Below are 18,806 nucleotides of genomic sequence, written 5' to 3' on the forward strand. Positions count from 1 at the left end.
AATGTTGCCAAAATACTGAGAACTTTTTCAGGTTTATTATGTTATTGGAGACTTTATATGACTAATCAGCAATTACTGGCTATTGCTCAAGAGTATCGTGAGCGTTATCAAGATAACCATCCCTGTATGTTGAGTAGCGGCTATGTTCGTATTTATCAAGGTGAGGCTTATGGTTGGTGTGCTGAAAAAGGAGAGGCAAATACAGAATGCCCGGAGGCCTTATTGGTGAGTTTAACCGGCGATATTTTTGAAGCTGTCGGCGGAGATAAGTTGAACGGTGCCAAAAAATGGAAGCCTTACAAGAAAGAATGACAGATGGATACGACAAAAAAACGTGTGGCTTTATTCATCATTGGATTATCTGTTGTGATGTGGTTAAGAAAGCATAATTGCTGTGCAACTATATTTGTGTTGCTATTGGCAGCTTTAGCCTTCATCTACGCTATCGCTGACTAATTGAAATTAGCCAAGAAAAACTAACCCACCAAACTCTTTGAGAAAGGTGGGTTAATACTTCGGTTAGGCTGCAAATCCGGATTTTCTCATCAGTTTGCGATCAAAGTTGTGGCGAATAGGCTTATCGGAACGACATTCAAATGATGTAATACTATTCCCTGTTTTAATATCCTTAACCTGAACACTCGCTTCAAAAGGTGATTTAGGATCTGCTTCTATATGACCTACAATATAAGATTTTCCTGCATTTCTTAATTCGAGCGAGATTGTTGTGAATTGTGAGCCACCTGCAATCTCCGATGCCGGATTTTTGAGAGCTTCTTTTACAGGATTTTTGAATGTGGTGTCACCGTGAGAGTACACATAGTTTCCCCCCTCTTTGGTAACTTTTAACGTTTGGTTATCTGTAGTTGTGCAAGAATACACTACATTGTTATTTGCAAAAGCATTCATTGAGAAAAATGCTGATAAAGCTACAATTGCCATTTTTTTCATAGGTTAGTTTCCTTTTGGTGCGTTGATAATGTAATCGGCTTCCTGGTTACGTCTTCGAGCATTAACACCATTATTATGCCCTTGTAAATTTCGGATTGAGTTAGCTAAAGCCGTCATATCACCTGATTGTGCAGAGACAGCCGCCGCTTTTTGAACACTTTCTAGTTTGGATAATGAACCATAGTTGTATGATACCGACGTTAATGCTGCTTGGGCTTGAGGAGTCAATTTGGCCCAAACATCGGTACCAACATTACCTCTTGCAACATTCATAAATTGAGGCATTCTTCGTGCTAAATCACGTTCAGCATCTTCCCGGCTTACATAAGTGCCTTTTTGAACTCGATGAACTATACCATCTGCAGTAGTATAGGTATCAGAGCCGTATCCGGCACGGTTAGCATTTACATCCCATTTCCCGTGGCTTAAATATCCTTCAAACTGTTTGATAAGAGCCGTTGCTTGTTCATTCGCATTGCCGTTCATTTGGGCAATTTGGGTATAGCTCCCTACATTCACGTTACTGACAATGTTTGTTGGGGAGGCTTTATATGCCCCATAAAAATCACTCATGCCTGAGCCGTCTGATTTTGGGATAGCAATATATCTATCGCCAACGGCATTTTGTGCAGAATTAGCAATGCCACTGGTGTTGAGATTATTTGCTCCGGCTTGATTGCTTAAATTGGCAAAGCGACGGTTTCCATCACCCATCGCATTATCATCAATAGCAAGAGCTTGTTCGTTCATCTGTTGAGTAATTGCAGCTAATGCTGTATTACCGTTGATTGAACGTTGCAATTCCATTTCGAGTTTAACTTGCTCAATTTCTCTGTCAAGTAATTTGAGGTTTCTTTCTGCTTCTTCTACTAAGGAAGATTTTATAACATTTGGCTCACGCATACCGGCTAACATTGCTCGGCGAATCAGTAGCAACTTTTCCATTTCTTTAGAAATAGCTAATTCTTGCGATAACCTTGCACCCAGCAAGGCTGCATCCGGCGAAGCAGCAATGGCTTCTAATACGCCTTTTGTTACACTGACCGTTGATGTACTCAGTGAATTGAGTTGCTCCGGCGTTAAACTATCTAAGTGATTCAGTGCCGCTTCTAGCTTTGTGGCTTTTTCAATAGTTGTTTGTTCAATAAAATGGGCGATTCCTTTCCCGGCTTTAGCTCCACTTGAACTTTGTTCACAAGTTTCACAGGCATCAAGGAATGTTTCACCAATCACTTCACTTGCATAGGCAGCAGCCTCGCTTGGATTTTTCCATTCCGTACAAAGCATACCATCACAGCTTGCAATAGGTATATCTCCTTTTTCTAATGGTCCTCGTCCTAAAGCGAGGTTATATCCGGCTCCAACAATGTCAGCAACGATAGCCATTGGTTTTTGATTTTTACCACCACGTTGTTCGCCACCTACCCAAGGGATGCCTTTTTCAGCATCTTTTTTATCCATTTTCTTCTTGGCTGCCATTGCATCAGGCTCTGTTTCAGCAATTTCAGCGGCTCGGTGTAATCCGGCCATCTTTGCTAATTTACTGTCCATTGCTAAATCAGCAAGTTGGCTAGACATGGCTTCGCAACTGGTTTTGAAGTTGTTGAAGTCAAGTTTTCCTTGATATAGACCATTAGAAAGAATGTCATACAGTTGAGGATTTGCTCGTTGGATAATCATCGCCGGGAGGCTGGCAACTGCACCGGTTGCTGACTCAATAATATTGCCATAAAGATCTTTAAAACCTTCAGTAATACCATTAAGCTGGTTTTTAATGGAAAGTTTAATATCAAAGTTGCCACAAGTTAAATTCGATTTCCAGCCAATACCAATCCCATATTGATTTGGTCTGCCACGGGAAGCTGGTGCGGAAATGGCACTACCTCCTCCAATGGAGTAGTGCATATAATCAGAAAGGACAGGGTAGTATTCCGTGAGAGCGTTATTACCAGAAACGCCTAGATTACCAGTCCTATAGCCTGTTGTATTTTCAATGAAATTACTAATGCTATTGCCAACATTAACGGTATTACTATTTGCGTATCCGCTCATGGTTGTTAGCATTATACAAGCGGTTAGAAATTTGAGACTTTTTGCTTTTTTCATTTATTTATCCTAAATAATGCTGATAATTTAATGAGTATGTGTACTTTTCCAGTCCACATGACCTAAAAAAATTTGCCCTTGTTTTTTACAGCAAGAATAAGGTCTCCATAATGCCCAGCTGTAATTCTCAGTATTGGAGAAACTATCTGAATGGGTAGCCCAATCACCACTGTGCGGAAAGACTTTACAGCTTTGTTCCATTTTAGGAGAGAGTAGTTGCCAGCGATGGGTTTTCTTATCACCTTCAATAACTTCTTTGGGATACCATTTACCTTTTCCTCCGCTTTTCTGAACCGGGTAATAGACGTGTAATTGGCCAGTTCGACTCACAATATCGCCTACTCGTTGAGCAATAACTGCTGAGGCTTTATAGTCGTGAGTTTGTGTGATACTGCCTGAGCGAGGATAGAGGTTTCCCCATATATCTGTTGTAGTACCCACGTTTCGCATATTGGGAGCTAATGCCTCAGGATAGAACATTTCCGGCATATTGTTATTCCAAGCGAGATAGTCCAATGCACTCAGGAAATAAGGCATATAAGGTGTTGTTTGACTTTCACAGGAATAACCAAGCGAGCCGATCATTTGCATCGCCATACCTCCAGGATGTCCTATTGCTTCGGCGTTCTTAAAACGATATTGGGTGTATTTTTGATTTAGGCGATTATTCATTCCGCCTTTTGCTCCCTGGTTTAGCCATTTCATTTCGGTCCAAGGGCTTTGGTTATCGTGGTTATAAGCAGATATAACCATTTCAGGGATAAAGTGATGTACTTTGACAGATGTCTTTACACTGCATTTCCAGTAGGTACATTTAAGCCAAAAACAAGTACCAACAACGCTCCAATCAGCACAACTGGGAGATGCTGTAGAACTCATAATCGTTGCAGTATTGATGTTATTTGCCTCAATCGCTGCACTTTGCTCTACGACTGATAGAGATAGCGTACAAATTAAGGCAGAGTAAATGGAGGATACTCTTACTTTTGAGACGATATTCATTAATATCCTCCTTGTTGTTGGTCTGCGAGATAACGTTCAATGGCTCTGCCTATATCACTTTCTCCGTAGATGACGGAGGAGAACGCAGGATTTTGTTTTTCAAATACGACCGCTGGAATTTTCATTACTCCCTGTTTCCAGCCCTCAATTACGCCTTGATAAGCTGTTTTAAGTTTTGTTTCAAACTGTGTCCAAGCTGTTGTATTCATTACTTGTCGTACTTGTTGTTCTGCTTGTACAGGATCAGTAGATAAATTTGCTAAAAATGAGTCTTCCAATTTTTCTACGCTGTCTAAATAGTAAACTTCATCGGCAAGATGAGGCTGTTGAATAGGGTAGGATTCGGAAGTAAATACCTTAACTGTTACATCTGAGAGTTTATTAGCAGGACTAGCACTTGCCATAGCTGAAAGCAGCAGTAGTGGTAAATAGTAAAATGTCTTAGCTTGCATAAATGCTCCACAAATAGAGTAATTCACGCTTACCTTAAAAGATGATATGGGGAGAAGAAATCGGAAATTGTTTTTTGGTTTTGGAGAGTTTTAAAAAATTCTCTAAATAGGCTTTACAGTTTTTGCTTGTGTTAAAGATAGAAAATTCGATAATAAACTTAACTTTCTGTATCTGTGGATACAAAGTAGGTAGCTTAGAACTGCATTCAGAAGCGTCTGAATTGAGCTACGGATTCACTGCGGTGAATTTGGTTCATTCCCTTTGTTGGTCGGTTCGCCAACTTAAATAAAGAACTGCCTTTTAAAGCTGACTCCATTCTGCAATCAGCTGCAAACTCGCTTGAGTTTGGAATGGACTTTTCATTTCTTATCAACCTGTCCAGGGAAACATCAATTTCCCCATGGGCAATAGGTGTTTTCTCTTGGATATAATTTAGGAGATTACCCTATGATTCATATCAGATTTAACTGTCTGTCGGATATTTTGGATTGTAAGAATATTCGTGGCCAAGATCATGTTGTTAAACAAATTAAAGCAAATGCTTTGAATGCTTGGCAACATCGTCAGAAATCGGAGACTAGCGTGCGTTTTGTCACCAAAATCAGCGATAGATTATTCCGTCATTTGAGTGTGACAGAGAAATCAGATGGTTCTCTGCTAGTTTATCGTTAAATGCAGGGCGTTTCTTATATTTAACCTTATAAATCTTAATTTATAGTCCCTTCAATTTTAACCTTCACCCTATCGGGAAACACAATTCCCGAAACGGGCAATGTGTTTCCCTTATTTTATTTGGAGAAACACAATGAACCTTTTACAAATCTATTTTCAACAACAGCTTGTCACAGCCGGATTTCCTAATGATTTAAAAATTGAGTATTCACTCTCTCATTGTCAGGGAGATGGCGTAGCATTTTACGGTAGCCTTAATACCGATACATTAATTAAACTCTTTAACAGCCTAAATCCGCAGAAACGCAAACAAAAAATGTTTGCCAATCTGCTAAGTCACATTGAGTCTTGGGAATCGTATGGCGTAGATTTTGACATTACACGAAACAGTTTTGGGTATCACTACTCACATTGGAATACGATGGAACTTTATGCTAAAACTGCAGATCAGTTAGCGTTTTTCAATGATAGTGATGCTCGAAGAAACTGGTATTTTCCGACTTCAAAAGTGTATAAATATAAAGGCTTGTGGGATGAGTTTATTCAGGATTTAGAACAGTATATTAAGGGTACTTCTCGTGAGTTGGAAACGAATGGCTATCAGATTATTGATGCCTCGCCGGATCAGACGGAGACCGTTTTCAAATTTAACACGGAAAACTACCTGGTAGAGCTTAAACGTAAACCCTCTAAATTTTATTTAGAGCCTATTGATTGGGTGTTTGGTGATGAATGCAACTTTAAGACAAGCATAGAGGAACTCCTACAAGGAAAAATTTTCTATGCTGATTTTGAAGCAATCGTTACTGATAAAGAAAGTGGCATTCAGCTAGGATTTGACAGCATCAGTGGATTAAGTTATTCCCCGACTGATCGAACATTTAGTGGTTATCGGCAAGAACTTATTGGCAATGCTATCGCTTCTGCCCGTAGCAATGCGGCACGCTTTTCCTACTTACACGCCTAATTTACAGATTTTTACTTAAAATTGACCGCTTGTAGAAGTTGGTTTTCACCCCGTGGGGAAATATTTTCCCTATTGGGTAAGATGTTTCTCCACTCTTTTCATTTGGAGAAATATGATGAAACACAATTTAGATTTACTCAAATACATCTGGGATAACCGCAATTTAGATAATAAAGCCTACCAATACCTCTTTCACATTTGCATAGAGCCGATGAAAAAAGGAGATTGGAATCGTTACACGATTTGGCTGAATCAGCACGGCAATTTAGTCAATATTTCTGCGGTGGTTTATGAGATTGTGAGCTATCAACAGTTAAAAGATGATATTAAACTTTGGCAGGATACGCAGTTTTATTGCCGTCCGGAAAAAGTTGAAACAACCGGTTTTGTATCATTTCTATTGCATCAGTTTTTTAATGGCATTGCCCATATTTTACTGGAACAGAAAATGATTACTGAGACTGAAGCAGGGGAAAAAAGCTATAACTTTCTCGCTGCAAATAGTTTTCAACGTTTACTTTAATGGGGGCGAAATTATGGAAACTCGTACTGTTAAAGTCATTTACGATGATGGCGATTATTTTTTCACTCGAATCAATGGTGATGAACAAACTATCCGTAGTTACTACGCTATAGGTAGTTCCGTTGGTTTTGATGATTCCAGAAAAATAGCTGCTATTGAGATTTTATAAACCACCCATCGGGGAAACAAGTTCCCCAATAGGGTAGCCGTGTTTCCCCATTTTTCTACCCGAACTTTGGAGAAACACATGATGAACACTCAACAACCTAAATTTGATTTATACCAACATATCACTGATAGAATCATTGCTGCATTAGAACAAGGTACAGCTCCGTGGTTAAAACCGTGGAGCCATCCGGAATGCAATATGGCATTACCTCGCAATGCGGTTTCTAACCGTCTGTATTCCGGTATCAATACGCTATTGCTTTGGATTGCTACCGCTGAACACGGCTACAAACAGTGTAAGTGGATTACGGCGAAAAAAGCCAATGAACTCGGTGGATATATCCGTAAAGGGGAAAAAGCTACGGTTGTGATGAACTACCGTCCTAATGAGAGAGAAAAACTCGATGAGGAGGGAAATATTGTGTATGACGAGGAAGGAAATCCGGAAATGGAACAACACTTTTTCATTGCTAAGCACAATCTGTTCAATTTAGACCAGTGTGAAAATTTACCGGCGGAACTGTATGATCCTGTATCAGAACCAAAACAACCTAAATCTGAGCCAAACCAATACGATATTTTTGCTGATATTCGGCAGATTATCAAAGGAATGGATTTGCACGTGGAAATAAAACCGAGTAACTGGGCTTTCTATCGAGCAAGTGAAGATAAGGTTGTAATGCCTGAGATGAAGCAATTTAAAAATGCCCAAGCGTTTCATAGCGTGTTATTGCATGAAATGACCCACGCTACCGGTGCTTTCAAACGGCTTGATCGTGAGGGTATTACCTCTGGAAAAGCAAAATTTGGAAACAAAGTCTATGCTTTTGAGGAATTGGTGGCTGAAATGGGAGGAGCATTTTTATGTGCCTACCTTGGATTCGATACAGTGCCTCAAAATGCAGCGTACATTGATAGTTGGATTCGAGTGCTGAAAGAAGATAAACGGGCTATTGTCCGTGCTTCCGGTAAAGCTCGTGAAGCATGTCAATATATGTTGGATGCACTAAACGTCGCCCAGCTAGCTGACAAATACGAAGTATTTGATGAAGCAGCTTAATCACTTGCCGAAAGGCATTTCCCGAAGGGATACCGTACCCTTTGGGCATTGTGTATCCCTATTACTTTTAATTGGAGAATACACGATGAGTATGACACCTCGCAGACAGAATTGCTGGATTGTTACTGGGAAAGATGAGAATGGTATTTTGCAAAAATGCCGTTATTTGTATTATTCTCGCCGAGAAGCGGTAAAACGTTTTCGAGAGCAATTTAATTGTGTTGGTAAACACGGTGTGATTGAATCAGTAACACCACAATTTGGTTGGTATTAACCGGCTTTCCCATAGGGATACATAATCCCTATGGGCATTGTGTATCCCTGTTTTATTAATTTAAATCGGAGAACACAATGTTTAATTTAAACTTGTTTAAACGACCCATTGAGCTTTCAACGCTTGAATCTTGGTCTAAATTCTGTGATGATGTCGGTAAAGTTGCATTTATTGCGATACCGCCGATGATTTATAGTAATTATGATCTATGTATCAAAATAGGAAACATAAGTGCTTTATTGGCAATTACCTATGGATTCTTATTATCAGGCAGGACTATCCGTCAATTTATTGAGAAGGAGAAATCAAAATGGGATTAACAATCGGCTTATGGATCATTGCTTTTATAGGCTTTGCACTGGTTTTTTGGGCAAATAGCTTACTCAAAGAGCAAGATGAACGCCTTAAACAGCTAAAAAAATAGCTGAATTTTAACAAGTAGATACGGCACATTTTGTGCCGTATTTTCTTTTCACCCACAGGGTACATTAGCCCTGTGTGGCATAGTGTACTCATATTTATTGGAGATTTTACTATGCCAAATTGGTGTCAAAATAAACTCGAAATAACATTTGCAGCAGAGCGACACGAGGCTCTTCATCAAGCTCTTTTTTCCACTGATGAAGTAGGTCGAGTTGAACTTAATTTTCACAATCTCATTCCTATGCCGGCAGAATTGGATGTTGGTCTAGTTTATGGCAATAGGGAACAACTGGAACAGCAATATCAACACAATATAGATCATTATGGCTATAAAGATTGGTATGATTGGTGTATCGCCAATTGGGGCTGTAAGTGGAATGCCTCTTCAACCGTTATTTTTGATGAGTGTGAGGAACACATTTCACTCTACTTTGATTCTGCGTGGACACCTCCGGAAACGTGGTTTAAAGTACTATGTGAGAAGTTTCCTGATGTAGATTTTACATTATCATACTATGAACCAGGCTGTTGGTTTGCCGGTAGTATGGAAGCTGATTTAGAGGGTGACTATTTTCATACTCAAATCAGCGATGATGAAATTAAACTATTTGCTATAGATGTCTTTGGCGAGTCTTTCGAAGACAACGATGTTGAATAGTGGATTATATGTCTAAATGCCGATGTTTTATCGGCATTTTTTATGTTCTAATAAAAGTAATTCATCATTTATTCCTAGCAATTTATAAAAGTTATACATTAAAAATAAATTTTTATGGCGTTCATAATCTATTTTGGGGTCAAATATAGGAGTGTTATTTTGGAGATGATTTTTTATTAGAGCATTGAGTTCGAATTTTGCTCTAGCGAAATATATCATGCCGTAAATCATATAATTATCCTTATGTATAATTAGATTTATTAATGTAGTGTACTTTTATTTTGATATTTAATGAAATTATCAACCATCTTTTCTAAATCTGTTTTTAACAGAATATCCCAATTTATCTGCATATCAGATGGTTCATTGAGAATGGTATCATATTTAAAACGTAAGCTCCAAACTTCGCCTTTTATTATTTCATCTATAATATCTTTATAGGAATCTGTAGTGTCTTTCGAGAATGGTAAAATCTTTACATTAAGTAATGTTTTTTGTTCGATAAATGCACAACCAAAAATAAGAGAGATTTCTTCTTCTAAGCAAAAAGCAAAATAACCATTATTTGTTTCCTGTTCTAGGATTTTACCCCCTTCTTCTGTCTGAATGAAATTTGAAAATAAATCAATCATGGTTGTACTATCTAAATATAAAGCTAATATGGTTTTATTGACATCGATACCTCTATGTTCTAACTCCGCTACAATATATTTTGGCACATCTAAATGTAATTTTTTCATATTATTCGCCTTTGAGTACTTTAAATTTGTTATCAAATCTATTTTTTCTTATGACTAAATTTAGCCTTCTAGCCAAAGACTCTAAGTTTACCCTATGCTCTTGCTCTTTTGTTAGATATGTACAGCTTTCTATAAGAAGTATAAAGTTTTTTGAGCTGTCGCAGTTTATCACGTTTTTGACCGATTCGAGATTCATAAGGTCATCTAATGATAAATTTATTATTTTATTATATTGAAGTTTAGAATAAAAGTATGTGACTACACACAAGGTAAAAAGTAGTAACCAACCAATGGGGAAATTAAAAAACATTATGAAAAATATACAGCCTATAGGGATTGACAGGAATTTAATTGGTTTTTTAATTCTTTTGGCTATGCCTATATCTATAAGGTTTTCTATTTCCTTATAAGCATTGTTAATTAATTCTAGTTGAGAGTCATTGCAAAAGTAATCTTTAGTAACTCTATCATCAATTCTTTGGAGAATTGCCCATTTTTCATTATCCATTTTAAAGTTCCTTTGTTAAAATAATTATACTAATGTTCTACATGTTTTAATTTAGAAAGTTCTTTTTTATACTCTGTAAGTACATTATTGAGCATTTCCTGTGATGTTGATTTTGTCATTCCTATCTCTATTTTTTGTACTTCAATCGCTAAATATCCTATTTTAGCTATTCTTTGTGCAATGTAAAATTCATCGGCAAAACTTACTTTATTCACAGTTTACTCCTTTTTTAATAATTGTGTGTATATTAAGTATTAAGGCATTGATTTCCTTCATTTTGCAAAGTTAAATATGTCACAATCAAATCTATAGTTTACTTCTTTAAAAAAGATGAAAAACCGGATATGAATAATGCTGCTCCTGTAATTTTAATTAAAAGATATATCAATGAAGATTTTTCTAATGAATAAAAAATTAGCAGTATTGCGATTGTGACTTGAGTTAATGCCCATAAATAATATAAAATATTAATCATTGTTTACTGCTCATTCCATTTGCAATAATCATAATTCGTAATGCTTATATCGTATGTGTTTTCATTATTATCGTTAATTGTTATATAATTGCCTTTATCTAACCTTTTTATCTTTCCTAATAGCTCAAGCTCGATATTGCTATTGCGATAGCACGTTATTTTATATTGGGTGTTTGAATCAGTCCAAATGTAAATGAGTATAATGACCATAGAAATGGATATAATTCCTAATGGGGTTATTATGACATCTTCTATAAATTTCATCATTTATTTTACCTCGTTAGATACATGCCATTAAAATCAATGTCAGTATTAAAAGTAAGACTACTAACTTTATAATCTTTGATTCGGCTTTTTCTTGTTCACCATCCAAATATGCACCACGACTACACTCTGATTCAATATGAACTATAAGCATAAATAAAGTGATTCCTATAAGGAAAGTTAGAAATATAATTCCCATTTACATCATTCTCTAATATGTACTTTAAATCTATAAGTAACTTTATTCTATTCACAATAAATAGAATGACAATAAAAAACTGTACAAAACTCTTAATGAGTTTTCACAGATGACTCAAAAGAAAGGAGTAAAAGGCTAAGGGAAGAAGGGTAATTTGCACAAGGGTAACCGCTCTGCAGGGGCAGAGCGGCCTTACCCGAAAGGGTTGATATGGACTTGCAAAAAGGCTAAAAGGCCTAAATTATCTAAGATTCATATTCTATTTCTACTTCACATTGATAGGTGATGTTTGATTTAATGCCATCAATAACTATTGAATAGGGGGATATATGCTATTGGGTCTTATAGTGTCAATTTTATTTTTAGTTTTATTATTACCTTCCGTTATAAGGTATTTCAGTTAGGTGAGTAGTATTAATAATAGTGAATCGAGGAGCAAAATTTTAATTTCATTCGTATGCTTAAATTATTAGAAAAATTAAGACCACGTAAAAAACTGAGTAATCAAGACCATAGCCAGACAATTATAGACTCTCCAGCAGGCTGGCATAGTCCTATGTCAGCCCAGAGATTGTTAGATACTCCATTACGCCAGCAATATATCACAACGATTTGGCAGAACGTTTCTATGTCTCCCAAAATGTTTGATTTACTCTATCAAACACCAATTAATCGCTATGCCGAAATGGTTCAATTATTACCGGCTTCAGAAAGCCACCACCATTCTCATTTAGGTGGAATGATCGATCACGGATTAGAGGTAATTGCGGTTGCGAGCAAACTTCGTCAGAGTTATGTTTTACCGCCGAATGCTGCTCCTGAAGACCAAGCAAAGCAACGAGATGTATGGACGGCCGTAGTGATTTATGCTGCTCTTATTCATGACATTGGCAAGATTGCTACAGATCTGGAGATTGTATTATTAGATGGCTCACGTTGGTTTCCTTGGCAAGGGATTCCAAAACAGCCTTATAACTTTCGATATATTAAGGGTAGGGACTATCATTTACATCCTGCGTTAGGAGGTTTCTTTGCTAGTCAGCTGATTCCTCAAGAAGCCTTTGATTGGATTGCTCCATTTACAGAAGCTTTTTCCCATCTGATGTATTTTGCAGCAAATCATGCTGACAAAGCCGGTATTTTAGGTGAAATTATCCAAAAAGCGGATCAGTATAGTGTTGCGATGGCTCTCGGTGGAGAACTGACCAAATTATCAGAAAAACCAAAGGCTTCATTTGCTAAACAACTTCATCTTGCATTGCAAGAGGTTGTGAAGACCTACAAATTAAACACTCCAAGGGGTGGTGGACAGGGCTGGTTAACCGACAGTGGATTGTGGGTAATGTCAAAGACGACAGCTGATTCAGTTAGAGCGTATTTATCTGGGCAAGGGATTTCAGCACCAAGTAAGAATGGAGCGATGTTTGATGAATTAATTGCACATAATCTCATTGAAGCAACCAGTGATAAAGCGGCAATTTGGGATGCTAAAGTTTGTGCTAATAGTGGGTGGTCATCAGGTAAATTTACTATGCTAAAAATAAGACCTACCGTCATTTGGGAAAATATTGATGAACGCCCTGAACTATTTGACGGTTCAGTATTATTGGTTGATAAAGATAACAATGTTTTGCCTACTTCTAAGGTAGTGTCAGAAATAGCAACATTAACACTACCTGTGACAGAATTGAATACTCAGGAACAATTGGATGCTGCACCAGTATTAGATGTACAAGAGGCTGTAACAGATTCGTCCCTACAACAAGACGTTCAGACGTTTAACTCGATAGATGAGATAAAAATAGAAGAGAACGGTGGCGATGATATGGATATGGTATTGAGCCTATTTAGTGATAGTCCAATGCCATTTACTGAAACAGAATCAAACCAGGTAGAAACTGAAGCAGAACATAAAATCGCTATTCCTCAGGAAACTGAAGCAGTTATAGAAAATCGTAGCAACCTCCCAGAGAAGGGAGATATAAACGTTCCTAAACTTAAGCAAACAGCACCTTCCGAAATTGAAACTGAGTTCAGTATAGATGTACAGAATTTTATTGATTGGATAAAAAGTAGTGTTTTATCGGGTAAATTGCCAATGAATCAAACGAATGCAAAGTTGCATTTTGTTGAAAATCATCTTTTTATGGTAACACCGAGTATTTTTCAGGTATATTGTACGGAAGTAATCGGAAACGTTGAAAAATCAACATGGGAAAGATTACAGAAGCAATTTCAGAATTTGGCTATTCATAAACGCCAGCATACTGACGATGGCGATAGCCGGAATATCTGGACTTGCAAAATTGCAGGACCTAACCGCTCTTCAACACTTAATGGTTACTTAATTGAGAATGTTGAATTGTTTGTTGGGAATAAATTAGTTATCAACAATCAGTGGCTCACACTGAAGGGGAAAATACAATGAATACTGAATTGGATTTTGAGCAACTACTTGAAAAATTTTTGCGTTAGAAAACTTAGAGAGGCAACAGTACATACTTATATTAAAGTATTTTCTCGGTTTCGGCAATTCTATCCGGATTTACTCCCACAGAATGTGACTCAGGAACATATTCTAAAATGGAGAGCATATATCTTAAAAACAGCGACTAATACAACATACAATACGTATGCTAGACATCTTAGAAGTGTGTTTAATTTTGCGATAGAGCAAGAAATTCTATATTTTAAGCGTAATCCAGTAGTAAAAACCTTTTTAAGAGATGGGGCTAAGAAACGTAAAACTTTTTCAGATAAACAAATTAAAGCAATATTTGATTTTTTAGACTATTGTGAGGATTTACCGCAGATTTTAAGGCCTCGCTGGTTTACTTTGGCTATTATTAATACATTTAGATATACGGGTATTCGCAGAAGCCAGTTAGTGCAGTTAAGGGTAAAAGATGTGAGTATAGATCGAGGAATCATTATGATACCTGCTCATATTAATAAGAACCACAATTATCATGAAATCCCGATTTCTAATAAATTGCGACCGTATATTGAGAAAGTTGCCTATGAACATAAACAGAGAAGATCGAAAGATGATGAACAGTTCTTCAATTTAAATAAGTTTTCTAGCTATACGCTAAATAGAGACCAAAAGATGAGTGTTCATCAACTACAGAATGCGTTTGTATGGATTTCAGAGAAGGTTGGTTTTAAAGTATCGCCTCATCGTTTTAGGCACACTATCGCAACCCAATTAATGAGAGAACCTGAAAATCTTTATACAACGAAGCAACTACTGAATCATAGTGATGTAAAAGTAACAATGAGTTACATAGAGTATAATACGGAAATGATAAGGAATAAAATTGATGAGCTTTTATAAGGATATTACTTTTTTACGAAATAGCTTTACACTCTTGTAAAAAGTCATATAATGAAAATGTTCACTATAAGAGCAAATGAATTCAACCGTATGCCAAGTGTGTAATAGCACTTAGTACACGGTTGATTCAAAATCCGCCGCCCATAAAGCGTGTCGGTTCGAGTCCGACCACTGGCACCACTCTAATATCTTTTCTTATTTACTATTAAGAATTTCTCTATTATCTTCCTATATCAATTTTTCTCAAAATATTGTATTTATAAACCCGTATAGATGGGAACTTTAGCCATTTATGTGAGAAATGGGGCAATAATAAATCTGTCAATAAGTTACTTATTAATCGAATGAAAAGTGGATTTATTAATTAATAGGGAACACTTCCAAGTAATAAGTGTTCCCTATTATTTTGAGTAAGGTAGGGGCGCTTTATATGAGTAGCTTTTTATTTCATCGAAATGCGGTGTATGGAACCCATGAGCTACTTAAGTCAATACTTTGATTAGAACGGAATATCATCATCAAAATTGTTCATTGCCGGCTCAGGCTGTGGTGCCGGTTTAGATTGCGGTGCAGCACTTTGGGTTTGGTTGTAACCATAATTGCTGTTGCCTTGATTGTAGCTATTATCCGCAGGAGCAGAATTTCCCCAACCGCCTTGCTGACCGCCCATATCATTACCTTGACGGCTGCCGAGCATTTGTAGCACATCGCCTTGAATTTCGGTGGTATAACGATCTTGCCCGTTTTGGTCTTGCCATTTACGGGTTTTTAAACGTCCTTCTACGTAAACTTGAGAGCCTTTACGTAAATATTGCCCGCATACTTCTGCTTGACGACGGTAGAATACAATACGATGCCACTCGGTTACTTCACGGCGTTCACCGGTGTTTTTATCCGTCCAACTTTCTGAAGTTGCTACACTAATATTTGCAACCGCTTCGCCATTTGGCATTGTACGCATTTCCGGGTCGTTACCTAAATTACCGACAATAATTACTTTATTGATACCAGCCATAAAATCCTCTGTTTGCTAAATTAAACTAAAATTTACCAAGTATTCTACCTGAAAATCCAAAAGATGAACACCAAAAAACTGATATTTTGTACAGTTTTATTAAAATATGCGATAATGATCGAAAATTGAGAAAATAGCACTGGACATTAAAAATATGCAACATATCGATATTCGCGGAGCAAGAACGCACAACCTAAAAAATATCAATTTAACTTTGCCGAGAGATAAATTCATTGTAATTACCGGTCTTTCCGGCTCGGGCAAATCGTCTCTTGCATTTGATACGCTTTATGCGGAAGGGCAACGCCGTTATGTGGAATCGCTTTCTGCATACGCCCGCCAATTTCTCTCCTTAATGGAAAAGCCTGATGTGGATCATATTGAAGGGCTTTCCCCTGCGATTTCGATTGAGCAAAAATCAACCTCTCACAACCCACGTTCGACCGTAGGAACGGTAACCGAAATTCACGACTATTTACGTCTATTGTTTGCTCGAGTGGGGGAGCCTCGTTGCCCTGATCACGATGTGCCATTGGCTGCTCAAACCATTTCTCAGATGGTAGATAGAGTATTGGAAGAACCGGAAGGCAAGCGATTAATGTTGCTAGCCCCCGTGGTGAAAGAGCGTAAAGGCGAACACGTAAAATTATTGGAAAATTTGACCGCTAGTGGCTATCTGCGGGCTAGAATTGACGGCGAAATTTGCGATTTATCCGACCCGCCGGCATTAGAATTACAGAAAAAACACACCATTGAAGTGGTGGTGGATCGCTTTAAAGTAAGAGCTGATCTTGCCACCCGTTTGGCGGAATCTTTTGAAACAGCGTTAGATTTATCCGGCTCTACCGCAATTATTGCAGATATGGACGACCCGAATGCCGAAGAAATTGTGTTTTCGTCCAGCTTTGCTTGTCCGCATTGTGGTTACTCTTTACACGAATTAGAACCACGCCTTTTCTCGTTTAATAACCCTGCCGGGGCTTGCCCGACTTGCGATGGTTTGGGCGTTGAGCAGTTTTTTGATGCCAAAAAAGTGGTACAAAATGAAGAGGTTTCATTAGCTGCAGGGGCGATCAAAGGCTGGGATCGCCGCAGTTTCTACTATTTTGGTTTATTGAAAGCCGTTGCCGAGCACTATGGCTTTGATTTAGAAACGCCATTTGGGCAGCTACCGAAAAAATACCAAAACATTATTTTAAATGGCACTAAAGAAGAGATTGAATTTGTTTATGTCAATGACCGAGGCGATAAGGTTAAACGTAAACACGCCTTTGAGGGGGTGTTGAATAATATGGCTCGCCGCTATAAAGAAACCGAATCAAACTCGGTGCGTGAAGAGTTGGCGAAGTATATTAATAATCGTCCTTGTATGGATTGCGAAGGCTCACGGTTACGCCGTGAAGCCCGTTATGTATTCTTAGATAAAACCAATTTGCCGATGGTTTCTGAAAAAAGCATTGGTGAGGCATTAACCTTTTTTGAAGAGCTGAAATTAGCTGGTCAGAAAGAAAAAATTGCTGAGAAAATCCTCAAAGAAATTCGTGAACGGCTACAGTTTTTAGTGAATGTCGGCTTGAATTATCTTTCGCTTTCTCGTTCGGCAGAAACCCTCTCAGGGGGCGAGGCTCAGCGGATTCGCCTTGCCAGCCAAATTGGTGCGGGCTTGGTAGGTGTAATGTATGTGCTAGATGAGCCTTCCATCGGCTTGCACCAACGAGACAATGAACGCCTATTGAATACTTTGGTGCATTTACGCAATTTAGGCAATACCGTGATTGTGGTTGAACACGATGAAGATGCGATCCGAGCCGCAGATCATATCGTGGATATCGGCCCGGGTGCCGGTGTACACGGCGGGCAAGTTATTGCACAAGGTACGGCAGCTGAAATTATGCAAATTGAGGAATCCATTACCGGACAATTCCTCTCAGGCAAACAAAAAATTGAGATTCCGGCTCAACGTGTGCCTTATGATCCAACTAAATTGCTCACCTTATCGGGAGCAAGCGGTAATAACTTGAAAAAAGTGAAATTAGAGATTCCGGTTGGTTTATTTACTTGTATCACGGGTGTATCAGGTTCGGGCAAATCAACTTTAGTTAATGACACACTATTCCCTCTGGCACAGAATGCGTTAAACCGAGCGGAAAACAGTGATGTTGCCCCTTATGAAACGATTGACGGCTTATCCCATTTTGACAAAGTAATCGATATTGATCAAAGCCCGATTGGGCGAACTCCTCGCTCAAATCCGGCAACTTACACCGGATTATTTACGCCAATCCGTGAACTTTTTGCCGGCACGCAAGAAGCCCGAGCCAGAGGGTATAACGTAGGGCGGTTTAGCTTTAATGTACGGGGCGGACGTTGCGAAGCCTGCCAAGGTGACGGTGTGATTAAAGTTGAAATGCACTTCTTGCCTGATGTGTATGTGCCTTGCGACCACTGCAAAGGCAAACGCTATAACCGTGAAACCTTGGAAATTCGCTATAAAGGTAAAACTATTCACCAAGTGTTAGAGATGACAGTGGAAGAGGCGAGAGAATTTTTTGCCCCTGTACCGATGATTGCACGCAAGCTACAAACCTTGATGGACGTAGGGTTATCTTATATCCGTTTAGGGCAATCTTCCACCACGCTTTCAGGCGGTGAAGCCCAACGGGTGAAATTGGCTACCGAGCTTTCCAAACGAGATACCGGCAAAACGCTCTATATTTTAGATGAACCGACTACCGGCTTGCACTTTGCTGATATTAAACAGTTACTCGGCGTGCTACATCGCCTGCGTGATCAAGGCAATACGATTGTGGTGATCGAACATAATTTAGATGTGATTAAAACCGCAGACTGGATTGTCGATCTCGGACCTGAAGGCGGGAGCGGTGGCGGTGAAATTATTGCCACCGGCACACCGGAACAAGTGGCAAAAGACAAACGCTCCCATACCGCACGCTTCTTAAAAGAGATTTTGGCTAAGGGCTAATGTTCAACACAAGCGGTCATATTTTCGG

Annotated in this window: 20 protein-coding genes and 1 tRNA gene; 13 read left to right on the plus strand and 8 right to left on the minus strand. The window is 38.4% G+C overall.

Features of this window, described 5'->3' with window-relative positions; genetic code table 11:
• Nucleotides 1–57: 57 nt before the first annotated feature.
• Complete coding sequence (locus tag ACJ7Z2_RS07360; protein WP_409499844.1) at nt 58–312, plus strand: hypothetical protein; 255 nt, start codon at nt 58–60, stop codon at nt 310–312.
• 207 nt (nt 313–519) lie between these two features.
• On the opposite strand, the gene ACJ7Z2_RS07365 is transcribed toward ACJ7Z2_RS07360, so the two are convergent.
• The 4 genes from ACJ7Z2_RS07365 to ACJ7Z2_RS07380 are packed head-to-tail and all read right to left on the minus strand — an operon-like array spanning nt 520 to nt 4,511.
• Nucleotides 520–951 (minus strand): hypothetical protein, encoded by a 432-nt coding sequence (locus ACJ7Z2_RS07365; protein ID WP_044428441.1) that lies wholly within the window; start codon nt 949–951, stop codon nt 520–522.
• 3 nt (nt 952–954) lie between these two features.
• Nucleotides 955–3,057 (minus strand): integrating conjugative element protein, encoded by a 2,103-nt coding sequence (locus ACJ7Z2_RS07370; RefSeq protein WP_409499845.1) that lies wholly within the window; start codon nt 3,055–3,057, stop codon nt 955–957.
• Between the two features lie 27 nt (nt 3,058–3,084).
• The gene (locus ACJ7Z2_RS07375) at nt 3,085–4,059 is read right to left on the minus strand and encodes a TIGR03756 family integrating conjugative element protein (RefSeq protein WP_409499846.1); all 975 of its coding nucleotides are present in this window, start codon (nt 4,057–4,059) and stop codon (nt 3,085–3,087) included.
• Entirely contained in the window at nt 4,059–4,511 is a 453-nt protein-coding gene (locus tag ACJ7Z2_RS07380) for a TIGR03757 family integrating conjugative element protein (RefSeq protein WP_409499847.1), read from the minus strand. Before ACJ7Z2_RS07380 ends, ACJ7Z2_RS07375 begins: the two co-directional genes overlap by 1 nt.
• Before the next feature lie 448 nt (nt 4,512–4,959).
• On the opposite strand from ACJ7Z2_RS07380, the gene ACJ7Z2_RS07385 reads away from it, so the two are divergent.
• The 8 genes from ACJ7Z2_RS07385 to ACJ7Z2_RS07420 all read left to right on the plus strand — a co-directional run bounded on the left by ACJ7Z2_RS07385 (nt 4,960) and on the right by ACJ7Z2_RS07420 (nt 9,257).
• The gene (locus ACJ7Z2_RS07385; RefSeq protein ID WP_134916642.1) at nt 4,960–5,184 is read left to right on the plus strand and encodes a hemophilus-specific protein; all 225 of its coding nucleotides are present in this window, start codon (nt 4,960–4,962) and stop codon (nt 5,182–5,184) included.
• 133 nt (nt 5,185–5,317) lie between these two features.
• Nucleotides 5,318–6,151, plus strand: a complete 834-nt coding sequence (locus ACJ7Z2_RS07390) for a hypothetical protein (RefSeq protein WP_409499848.1) — start codon at nt 5,318–5,320, stop codon at nt 6,149–6,151.
• 115 nt (nt 6,152–6,266) lie between these two features.
• Nucleotides 6,267–6,674: a hemophilus-specific protein gene (locus ACJ7Z2_RS07395; protein WP_409501122.1), complete on the plus strand. Its 408-nt coding sequence runs from the start codon at nt 6,267–6,269 to the stop codon at nt 6,672–6,674.
• Nucleotides 6,675–6,687: 13 nt separating this feature from the next.
• A complete protein-coding gene (locus ACJ7Z2_RS07400) occupies nt 6,688–6,843 on the plus strand; it encodes a hypothetical protein (RefSeq protein ID WP_409499849.1) in 156 nt (51 codons plus the stop codon).
• Nucleotides 6,844–6,924: 81 nt separating this feature from the next.
• A complete protein-coding gene (locus ACJ7Z2_RS07405) occupies nt 6,925–7,902 on the plus strand; it encodes an ArdC family protein (protein WP_409501123.1) in 978 nt (325 codons plus the stop codon).
• A gap of 85 nt (nt 7,903–7,987) precedes the next feature.
• Nucleotides 7,988–8,176: a hypothetical protein gene (locus ACJ7Z2_RS07410; protein WP_409499850.1), complete on the plus strand. Its 189-nt coding sequence runs from the start codon at nt 7,988–7,990 to the stop codon at nt 8,174–8,176.
• A 77-nt stretch (nt 8,177–8,253) separates the two neighbouring features.
• Nucleotides 8,254–8,496 carry a hypothetical protein gene (locus ACJ7Z2_RS07415; protein ID WP_409499851.1) on the plus strand — a complete coding sequence of 81 codons (243 nt, stop codon included), beginning with the start codon at nt 8,254–8,256 and terminating at the stop codon, nt 8,494–8,496.
• Nucleotides 8,497–8,711: 215 nt separating this feature from the next.
• Entirely contained in the window at nt 8,712–9,257 is a 546-nt protein-coding gene (locus tag ACJ7Z2_RS07420; protein ID WP_409499852.1) for a hypothetical protein, read from the plus strand.
• 260 nt (nt 9,258–9,517) lie between these two features.
• On the opposite strand, the gene ACJ7Z2_RS07425 is transcribed toward ACJ7Z2_RS07420, so the two are convergent.
• From ACJ7Z2_RS07425 to ACJ7Z2_RS07435, 3 genes are read right to left on the minus strand one after another with little or no spacing between them, the layout of a single operon-like run.
• Nucleotides 9,518–9,997, minus strand: a complete 480-nt coding sequence (locus tag ACJ7Z2_RS07425) for a hypothetical protein (RefSeq protein ID WP_409499853.1) — start codon at nt 9,995–9,997, stop codon at nt 9,518–9,520.
• 1 nt (nt 9,998) lies between these two features.
• Entirely contained in the window at nt 9,999–10,505 is a 507-nt protein-coding gene (locus ACJ7Z2_RS07430; protein WP_409499854.1) for a hypothetical protein, read from the minus strand.
• A 29-nt stretch (nt 10,506–10,534) separates the two neighbouring features.
• Nucleotides 10,535–10,720 (minus strand): hypothetical protein, encoded by a 186-nt coding sequence (locus ACJ7Z2_RS07435; protein ID WP_409499855.1) that lies wholly within the window; start codon nt 10,718–10,720, stop codon nt 10,535–10,537.
• 1,180 nt (nt 10,721–11,900) lie between these two features.
• On the opposite strand from ACJ7Z2_RS07435, the gene mobH reads away from it, so the two are divergent.
• The 3 genes from mobH (at nt 11,901) to ACJ7Z2_RS07450 (ending at nt 14,960) form a co-directional block, all read left to right on the plus strand.
• Entirely contained in the window at nt 11,901–13,871 is a 1,971-nt protein-coding gene (mobH, locus tag ACJ7Z2_RS07440; RefSeq protein ID WP_409499856.1) for a MobH family relaxase, read from the plus strand.
• A gap of 27 nt (nt 13,872–13,898) precedes the next feature.
• Nucleotides 13,899–14,780, plus strand: a complete 882-nt coding sequence (locus ACJ7Z2_RS07445) for a tyrosine-type recombinase/integrase (protein WP_409501124.1) — start codon at nt 13,899–13,901, stop codon at nt 14,778–14,780.
• 92 nt (nt 14,781–14,872) lie between these two features.
• A tRNA-Leu gene (locus ACJ7Z2_RS07450) sits at nt 14,873–14,960 on the plus strand.
• Nucleotides 14,961–15,279: 319 nt separating this feature from the next.
• Here the strand turns inward: ACJ7Z2_RS07450 and ACJ7Z2_RS07455 are convergent.
• Complete coding sequence (locus ACJ7Z2_RS07455) at nt 15,280–15,795, minus strand: single-stranded DNA-binding protein (protein WP_409499857.1); 516 nt, start codon at nt 15,793–15,795, stop codon at nt 15,280–15,282.
• A 154-nt stretch (nt 15,796–15,949) separates the two neighbouring features.
• Between ACJ7Z2_RS07455 and uvrA the strand changes: the two genes are divergently transcribed.
• Nucleotides 15,950–18,778, plus strand: coding sequence for an excinuclease ABC subunit UvrA (uvrA, locus tag ACJ7Z2_RS07460; protein WP_409499858.1), 2,829 nt, complete (start codon nt 15,950–15,952; stop codon nt 18,776–18,778).
• The last annotated feature ends 28 nt before the right edge of the window (nt 18,779–18,806 follow it).

It is taken from the genome of Mannheimia glucosida (genome assembly GCF_046267875.1).
In the GTDB taxonomy this organism is placed as follows: Bacteria; Pseudomonadota; Gammaproteobacteria; order Enterobacterales; family Pasteurellaceae; genus Mannheimia; species Mannheimia glucosida.

Bases quoted from the DNA above. Each gene is read 5' to 3' on its own strand.
- ACJ7Z2_RS07360 (WP_409499844.1), top strand. From the start codon at position 58: ATGACTAATCAGCAATTACTGGCTATTGCTCAAGAGTATCGTGAGCGT.
- ACJ7Z2_RS07365 (WP_044428441.1), bottom strand. From the start codon at position 951: ATGAAAAAAATGGCAATTGTAGCTTTATCAGCATTTTTCTCAATGAAT.
- ACJ7Z2_RS07370 (WP_409499845.1), bottom strand. From the start codon at position 3,057: ATGAAAAAAGCAAAAAGTCTCAAATTTCTAACCGCTTGTATAATGCTA.
- ACJ7Z2_RS07375 (WP_409499846.1), bottom strand. From the start codon at position 4,059: ATGAATATCGTCTCAAAAGTAAGAGTATCCTCCATTTACTCTGCCTTA.
- ACJ7Z2_RS07380 (WP_409499847.1), bottom strand. From the start codon at position 4,511: ATGCAAGCTAAGACATTTTACTATTTACCACTACTGCTGCTTTCAGCT.
- ACJ7Z2_RS07385 (WP_134916642.1), top strand. From the start codon at position 4,960: ATGATTCATATCAGATTTAACTGTCTGTCGGATATTTTGGATTGTAAG.
- ACJ7Z2_RS07390 (WP_409499848.1), top strand. From the start codon at position 5,318: ATGAACCTTTTACAAATCTATTTTCAACAACAGCTTGTCACAGCCGGA.
- ACJ7Z2_RS07395 (WP_409501122.1), top strand. From the start codon at position 6,267: ATGAAACACAATTTAGATTTACTCAAATACATCTGGGATAACCGCAAT.
- ACJ7Z2_RS07400 (WP_409499849.1), top strand. From the start codon at position 6,688: ATGGAAACTCGTACTGTTAAAGTCATTTACGATGATGGCGATTATTTT.
- ACJ7Z2_RS07405 (WP_409501123.1), top strand. From the start codon at position 6,925: ATGAACACTCAACAACCTAAATTTGATTTATACCAACATATCACTGAT.
- ACJ7Z2_RS07410 (WP_409499850.1), top strand. From the start codon at position 7,988: ATGAGTATGACACCTCGCAGACAGAATTGCTGGATTGTTACTGGGAAA.
- ACJ7Z2_RS07415 (WP_409499851.1), top strand. From the start codon at position 8,254: ATGTTTAATTTAAACTTGTTTAAACGACCCATTGAGCTTTCAACGCTT.
- ACJ7Z2_RS07420 (WP_409499852.1), top strand. From the start codon at position 8,712: ATGCCAAATTGGTGTCAAAATAAACTCGAAATAACATTTGCAGCAGAG.
- ACJ7Z2_RS07425 (WP_409499853.1), bottom strand. From the start codon at position 9,997: ATGAAAAAATTACATTTAGATGTGCCAAAATATATTGTAGCGGAGTTA.
- ACJ7Z2_RS07430 (WP_409499854.1), bottom strand. From the start codon at position 10,505: ATGGATAATGAAAAATGGGCAATTCTCCAAAGAATTGATGATAGAGTT.
- mobH (WP_409499856.1), top strand. From the start codon at position 11,901: ATGCTTAAATTATTAGAAAAATTAAGACCACGTAAAAAACTGAGTAAT.
- ACJ7Z2_RS07455 (WP_409499857.1), bottom strand. From the start codon at position 15,795: ATGGCTGGTATCAATAAAGTAATTATTGTCGGTAATTTAGGTAACGAC.
- uvrA (WP_409499858.1), top strand. From the start codon at position 15,950: ATGCAACATATCGATATTCGCGGAGCAAGAACGCACAACCTAAAAAAT.